This window comes from Mesorhizobium sp. M4B.F.Ca.ET.089.01.1.1, assembly GCF_004022605.1.
GTDB lineage: Bacteria > Pseudomonadota > Alphaproteobacteria > Rhizobiales > Rhizobiaceae > Mesorhizobium > Mesorhizobium abyssinicae.
Genome location: NZ_RZOS01000356.1, coordinates 1 through 6,173 on the forward strand (window position 1 = coordinate 1; position 6,173 = coordinate 6,173).

Sequence of the window (6,173 nt, forward strand, 5' to 3'; positions counted from 1 at the left end):
GACCACACCCGCTGGCTTCCGATACACTTGGGCGTTGATCTCTATGCGGAGCATGTCCTCGCCTTTGATCAAGGCGAGTGGGCCGCTCCCGGTGTCCAACAGATCTTCTACCTTTTGGGTCGGCGTTCGGCCGGCTGGCCGCGCGAGTTCGCCCACCCACCGCTCTGCAACGCCTTGGCAGATGATCGCTCCTCCATGCGTATCGCCGGGCAAAGCGGGAAACACGATGTTCATCGTCACCGGCAGCCTGGATTTGCGGCCGTTCGCGAGATCGTAGGAGAAGCGGTAGATCACGGATATCTCGCCGCAACCGCGCTGTGCAGGAGTCAGGGATGGGTCGGTAATGAACTGGCGATCCATGCGGTTGATGACCCCAACCAGTTCGATCCTCGACCCCGGGTCGGTCAGAAATTCGGTATGGAGCTGAAAGTCCTTGGCATCGGCCTTGGTCGTCAGTTCGTTGAGGTCGGTGGCCAGGGTGCGCTGGATTGGCTCGGCGATCCCAAGCAAGAATGGATTCTTCTGGCCCAGTTCCTCGTACTTCCTTGCCTTCGCCTCGATCAGGGTCCGAAAATTCAGCGGGCCGTCACACGCGCTGTGCTGAGCACAGTCCAATGCGACGACGACATCTGGTTCGAAGATGAATGGTCCGCGCAGGCTAGCTGGCACCTCGCCGCTATAGTCGCTAGGCTCTTCCGCACGGCTCGGCCAAAGAGAAACCAGCTCGAAAAGGGCGAGCACGCAAAACAGCCTTGCCACCCGCTGCATCGGCGATCCCAGCGACAAGCTCATCCTAATCGTACACTCCCGGCAGCCCCGCGGTCGGGTCTGCGGCACGGCGGACAAAGGTTCCAGCGAATACCCCAGGAGGGAAATGGCTCTGTCGATCTGATAAGGACCGAAAATGGCTTGTTGCGCACCTTTATGCGAAGCTGACCGCTACCCTCGAGCGCCACCGATGCCTCCCCTTCGCAGGGCTTAAGCAGTCGCCATGCTCCTCAGAGCACGCACTTGTTGACTTCGACCTTGAGGTCTTCAAGGGTCACGGCCTTGCCTGTGTAATCGTGCTTGGCTGCTGATTGTTCTGAAATTGATGTCTTCAACGTCTCTACAAGTTGCTTATAGTCCGGCAGAGTGTGGCTAAGCTTCTTTCTCAGGTTCAAGCGTACCGTCATAACCCCTTGTCTTATGATTTCACTGCCCGCCACCTGATCGTATGGCGGAGGGTCGCTTACCTTGCTGATGCATAAAAGCTGCTCGGCGGCGTCCAATAGATCGGAGCTTGCCTCGCCGGGTTTGAAATACGTTGTTGTCGCGCCCAGTGAACCTGCAGCGAGGCCCGCGCCCTTAATCAAATCCGTGCTTCCCCCATACAGCAATCCTCCGGCCGCAACGCCCGCGCTTGCGATGAGGCCCAGGGCAGCGGCATCCTGTGCGGAGGATGCTTGATCCGATAGCCGCATATACTCGTCGGCCAACCGTTTCGCGTACTCGACGTTGCCTGCGTAACTCCTTGGGTCGATGCTAGGCGATCCATATACTTTGACTTCAGCGCTTTGCACGTTTTGCGCGCCGACGCAGCCCGAAAGGGTAAAAGACAGAATAAATCCGATGCCGAGAAAGCGAAACTGACCCAGTCGCATGACCGTTGCGCCCACTACTTAACGATGCATCTCGAGCAATGCTTTAGACGGCCACGCGATATGAAGCACGCAGACTGACATAGCACAGACATTAGACTATTCTAGTCGGATTTTTACATGCAATCCACCGACTCGATAATTATCGGCGGGCGCCTAGCCCCATTTTTCTTCACATTAAAACGGAAAATGACAAATTGCAAGTGGAGTATTCAATACATCTAAATATGCCACGAGATATCGACTTGGCGCATCTTCTTGATCGCTGAAGAGGTGGACAGCTGACTCTCCAGCGACCGCAAAGTTGAGGAGATTGGCCTGCTGCGGAGGCCGGAGAGGAGCTTCGACGCGACGCTCTAGGCGATGCATATTCGAAACTCTCTATGGAACGAAGGGGGAGGGAAGGACAGCCTGACTCGTTGCCGCCCGAAGTGAACGCGACCTACCCCTGACGCGCGGGGCATCTGGCGGGTGAGGCCAGACGGCTTGTCGGCGACCGATGCCAGTCTCGGCCCCCAAGGGGGCTGCGGGGGCATCCGGAGCGGAGGCCGCATCGAGCCGCAAGGCTGCCCGTAAAGCCTGCCCCGGGTGTCGCGCTGTATTTAAAGGTGAGACTTCTCGCCTAATGGGGAGCGGGAAAAAGATGGGGGTAAGAAATTTGGCGTAGCCGGGGCTTCTTTTTCGGAAGGGGCACTAGGTGACAGCGCAATTGAGGATGAAGGTTTGGGTCGAGTTTGTTGGGGCCGATGGCGTTCCACAACGTCGGGAGATCGCGGCTGTCGAGCGCATTGTCGACGGAGCGCGCCTCGACGACTTCGGCCTCTCTTTGGAGGAGGGCAAGGCGATACAGCGCCGCCTCCAGGAGGAACTCACGCAGTTTCAGGCGGATCAAGCCGGTTGGCAGGATCGGAAATGTCACGAATGCAACCGATTTCGCGGATTCATGATTATCGATCTCGTACAGTCCATTCGCTCTTCGGCATTTGTCGCCTGCGAGTGCCTCGGTTCCGCAATTGCGCCTGCGGAAAGACGGCAAGATCGGACACCGGAAGCATCAAGACCCTGTTGAAGGGCAGAGCAACGCCGGAATTGGAGCGAATCCAGGCTGAACTCGGCTCCCGGCTATCGTTTCGAGAAGCCGCCCGTGTGCTCGATCTCTTTGTGCCCGCTCCGCGACCACACAATCATCGGACCGTTGTCAACCGGCTCGCCAAGGTCGCCGATCAGATCGAGAAGCGGGACGTCGCAAGCCCCTATCGCATCAGCCGAGCCGACGGATCGCCCATTTCCGTATTCATTGACGGTGCCTACATCCGGGCGGTTCCCGGATATCAAAGCCGGCATTTCGAAATCGCCATGGGGCGCGTTGTGGCCAAAGGCCGGCCATCGCGCCAGTTCGCCGCCGCGCCAAATGTTGCCACTGGCAAGCACGACGCGGTTCGTGCCGCGCTGCGGGCTCAAGGATGGTTGCCTGGCCGCGACGTCATCGTTTTCAGCGACGGAGACGCCGGGCTGCAAGGTATTGTGCTCAGCGCAACTCGGCAGCCCGTAACCCACTGACTGGTTCCATTTGTCTATGCGGCTTCGGCACATCGAACAAACATGGGAAGGAATCAGGCACGGCGGTGATCTGAACCTCTACCTTTGGGACGTCGCCGTTCAAGTGCCGAGGCTGCGGCATCTCCTCTGGAGCGGTTATATCAAGGAGGCGACGAGAGCTGTGAGGAACATGCTCTACCAGTTGGAGCAGCACGCTAATATAAGATGCGAGACGCCAGTAAAAAGCTCAAGCGCCTATACGAACTGGTCGGCAATCTTCAGACCTACCTAGTCCAGAACAAGACTTCGATGGTCGACTACTGCGACCGATACTGGTCGGGTCAACCGATCTCGAGCTCTCCGGCCGAAAGCGCCGCCAACAGCCTCGTGAATGCTCGTATGAACAAGAAGCGTCAGATGCGTTGGTCTCCCATCGGCGCTCACCGAGTACTGCAGGTCAGGGCAGCGGTTGCTGACGGTCGGCTCAAGCAAGCCAAGCTTGCTCTTGCAGCTTGACCCCCATCTTTTTCCCGCTCCCCGCCAAGTCCCCGATCGCCGAAGCCGCCGTGCGCCAGATCGCTACGCTCTACGCCGTCGAGACGACGGTGCGCGGCATGACGCCACAAGCTCGGCTCGCCGCGCGACAGAGCACTCCTCCCCGATCATCGCCGCCTTGAAGCCATGGTTTGAAAAGCAATTGTCGATGATCTCCTCGGGATCAAAGCTGGCCGAAGACATCCGCTATGGTCTTGCCCATTGGGAGGGGCTCACCCGCTTCCTGGACGATGGCCGGCTCGAGCTCGATACCAACCCGGTCGAAAACGCCTTGCCGATCGCCTATGGATTTGGGCTTGACGTTTTCTTGAACCGCCAGGGCATGAGTTCTTCGATCTGGCTCTGCGGATGGCCGTTGATGATGGCGCCGAGGGTTTCGGTGAGGTAGGCAACGGGATTAACGTCGTTAAGCTTGCAGGTGGCAACAACGGATGAGAGCAGCGCCCAGTTTTCGGCACCGATCTCATGGCCAGCAAACAGGGCATTTTTTCTGGTCAGGCATATCGGCCGAATGGCGCTTACGTGCAACTCCACAGCCGTCGTTGCAGCACGCGCGCCCGGGTTGCAGGATCTTCGGCCGTCGCGGCGCCGCTTAAACCCGGCGGCCAGATCGCCCTTGCATGCCGTTTGCGCATCATGTGAACCATCTCGACGCGGAAAGGACGGCTTCGGCACCGGCCATCGACTTGAAGCCGAGCATTGACCGAGCGCGGCGCCGAACACCGTCTGCGGAATCGATCGCGACGAGCGCTGAAGCCGATCCGCATCCGCAAGAGCAAGTACCGCAACAATCGGATCGAGCAGACCATCGGCGCATGAAGCGTCGCAGGAAATGATCGCCTCATGATTCGTCGGGCTACCGTCGACGATGCGATCCGGTCTGCCGTGGCGCTCCAGGGCCTTCTGGAAGAAGCGGCACGATAGAGATACATCCGTTGGCCGCGTATCTTGATGCATGTCTCGTCCATGTGCCACTTGCCGGTGACGGCGCGCTTGCGCCCGTTGAAGCGCTCCAGAAGCTGGGGCGAGAAGTGAACGACCCAGCGGTGCACGGTCGAATGGTCGACGTTCAGGCCGCGTTCGGCCATCATCTCGTCCAGATCGCGCAGGCTCGGTCGAAATGACGGCCTTTGAACAGATCTTTTGCTCGGCAGTGTCGCTTCATCTCTTTCGGCGCGACGCACAGACGCGCCGGAATGCCGTAGAACAAATTGCAAAGTTGATCGTTCCCTTTGAGGCCTCCTCCGTATTGCGTCGTTAGAGTTCTGCTTCTGCAAGATGAAGCAGCCCGTCACTGCGCGAGCACCTCCCCGATTTCATGTCTTCCCTTCAAAGGCCCGTTATCGTCTCACACGCGTCCCATCGCTGAACCGAGAAAAACGAAAGTCTGTGGGATCAACTACGGGGGGAGTGCCTATGACGAGATCAGCAGCCAAGCGCCCAGCGCCCGGAGCTATGCCGAAACCATGACCAGAAAATCCTGTCGCGACAATCAGACCCGGAACAGCATCAACCTGTGAGATGACTGGGATAGCGTCAGGGGTCACATCCATCAACCCCGCCCATTGCTGAACCACCGTGGCCGAAGCAAAGACCGGAAACGCCTTCTTCAACTTGTCGAACGTTGTACGCAGACCTGCTTTATCTGGCGCTGGATCGAGGACGCGAGTCCTCTCATATGGCGAAATTCGATCGGGCGGTATAGGGCGCGATTCCGAACATTCCTTTATGAATCGACCATCGACGCGCAACCTCAAGTTCTTAAAATCCGATCGCAATGCTGGTAAGAAGTTGGCGAAGAATCTAAAACTGTCCGGGACAATCGAGACGACGCTGGCGTTTCCATTGGCAATGGTGTAACCGCCGTCAATGCGTTTGCGCAACGCGAACTCGCTGCTCCAGAGCGCCGCCTCAGGGCCATCGTCGACACGAGATGTGCGCATCACACTTCCCAAGACTTTCAACTGAGGCAACGTTATGTCGAGATCCTTGAGAAAGCGACGAGACCACGCACCCGCCGCTAATACGACAGTTGAGCAAAAAATTCGGCCATGCTCAGTGATGATTCCAGACACCCTGCCGGCGCTCAACTCCAATCCGCGCACGGCACAATTAGTGAGCACTGAAGCGCCACTGCGGCGGGCAGCTAATGCGACCGCAGTCGTCGCAAGATGCGGTTCGGCTCGTCCATCCGTCGCACAAAAAAGCCCGGCTCTCCAACGTTTGTCCGCTCCGGGTATAAGGCGCTTGATCTCCGGGCCAGAAACCATCCTAGCCTCAATTTGATTCTGGCGCGCCTTTTCTAGCCATGCTTCATTTTGGGCAATGTTCTCGTCGTTATCGGCCGCGAACAGAATACCGGACCGGTGAAATCCCGTCTCAAACTCCAGTTCTTCATTCATGCGCTCCCAGAGACGCAGACTTTCAACCATCAGAGGG

5 protein-coding genes and 5 pseudogenes are annotated in these 6,173 nt (G+C 58.1%); 5 read left to right on the forward strand and 5 right to left on the reverse strand.

Annotated elements, in window-relative coordinates; all coding sequences use genetic code 11:
* The 3 genes and pseudogenes from EN780_RS25460 to EN780_RS40795 form a co-directional block, all read right to left on the reverse strand.
* Nucleotides 1-792 (reverse strand): annotated as a pseudogene (locus EN780_RS25460) (hypothetical protein); the annotation flags it as partial.
* A 206-nt stretch (nt 793-998) separates the two neighbouring features.
* Complete coding sequence (locus tag EN780_RS25465; RefSeq protein ID WP_128275665.1) at nt 999-1,643, reverse strand: hypothetical protein; 645 nt, start codon at nt 1,641-1,643, stop codon at nt 999-1,001.
* A 619-nt stretch (nt 1,644-2,262) separates the two neighbouring features.
* Nucleotides 2,263-2,559, reverse strand: a complete 297-nt coding sequence (locus EN780_RS40795) for a hypothetical protein (RefSeq protein ID WP_245500135.1) — start codon at nt 2,557-2,559, stop codon at nt 2,263-2,265.
* Between the two features lie 2 nt (nt 2,560-2,561).
* Between EN780_RS40795 and EN780_RS40800 the strand changes: the two genes are divergently transcribed.
* The 3 genes and pseudogenes from EN780_RS40800 to EN780_RS25475 all read left to right on the forward strand — a co-directional run.
* Nucleotides 2,562-3,200 (forward strand): hypothetical protein, encoded by a 639-nt coding sequence (locus EN780_RS40800; protein ID WP_245500136.1) that lies wholly within the window; start codon nt 2,562-2,564, stop codon nt 3,198-3,200.
* 249 nt (nt 3,201-3,449) lie between these two features.
* Nucleotides 3,450-3,695 (forward strand): annotated as a pseudogene (locus EN780_RS40805) (ISKra4 family transposase); the annotation flags it as partial.
* A gap of 29 nt (nt 3,696-3,724) precedes the next feature.
* Nucleotides 3,725-4,122: pseudogene (locus tag EN780_RS25475) on the forward strand (transposase); the annotation flags it as partial.
* Here EN780_RS25475 and EN780_RS25480 read toward each other — a convergent pair.
* Nucleotides 4,017-4,247: pseudogene (locus EN780_RS25480) on the reverse strand (transposase domain-containing protein); the annotation flags it as partial. The pseudogenes EN780_RS25475 and EN780_RS25480 overlap by 106 nt on opposite strands.
* Nucleotides 4,248-4,454: 207 nt before the next feature.
* Here EN780_RS25480 and EN780_RS38945 point away from each other — a divergent pair.
* A pseudogene (locus tag EN780_RS38945) lies at nt 4,455-4,538 on the forward strand (IS6 family transposase); the annotation flags it as partial.
* Between the two features lie 131 nt (nt 4,539-4,669).
* Entirely contained in the window at nt 4,670-4,858 is a 189-nt protein-coding gene (locus EN780_RS38950; RefSeq protein WP_189556726.1) for a hypothetical protein, read from the forward strand.
* Nucleotides 4,859-5,074: 216 nt separating this feature from the next.
* On the opposite strand, the gene EN780_RS25490 is transcribed toward EN780_RS38950, so the two are convergent.
* The coding region (locus EN780_RS25490; RefSeq protein WP_133372713.1) for an FAD-binding oxidoreductase at nt 5,075-6,173 on the reverse strand (1,099 nt) is incomplete at its 5' end.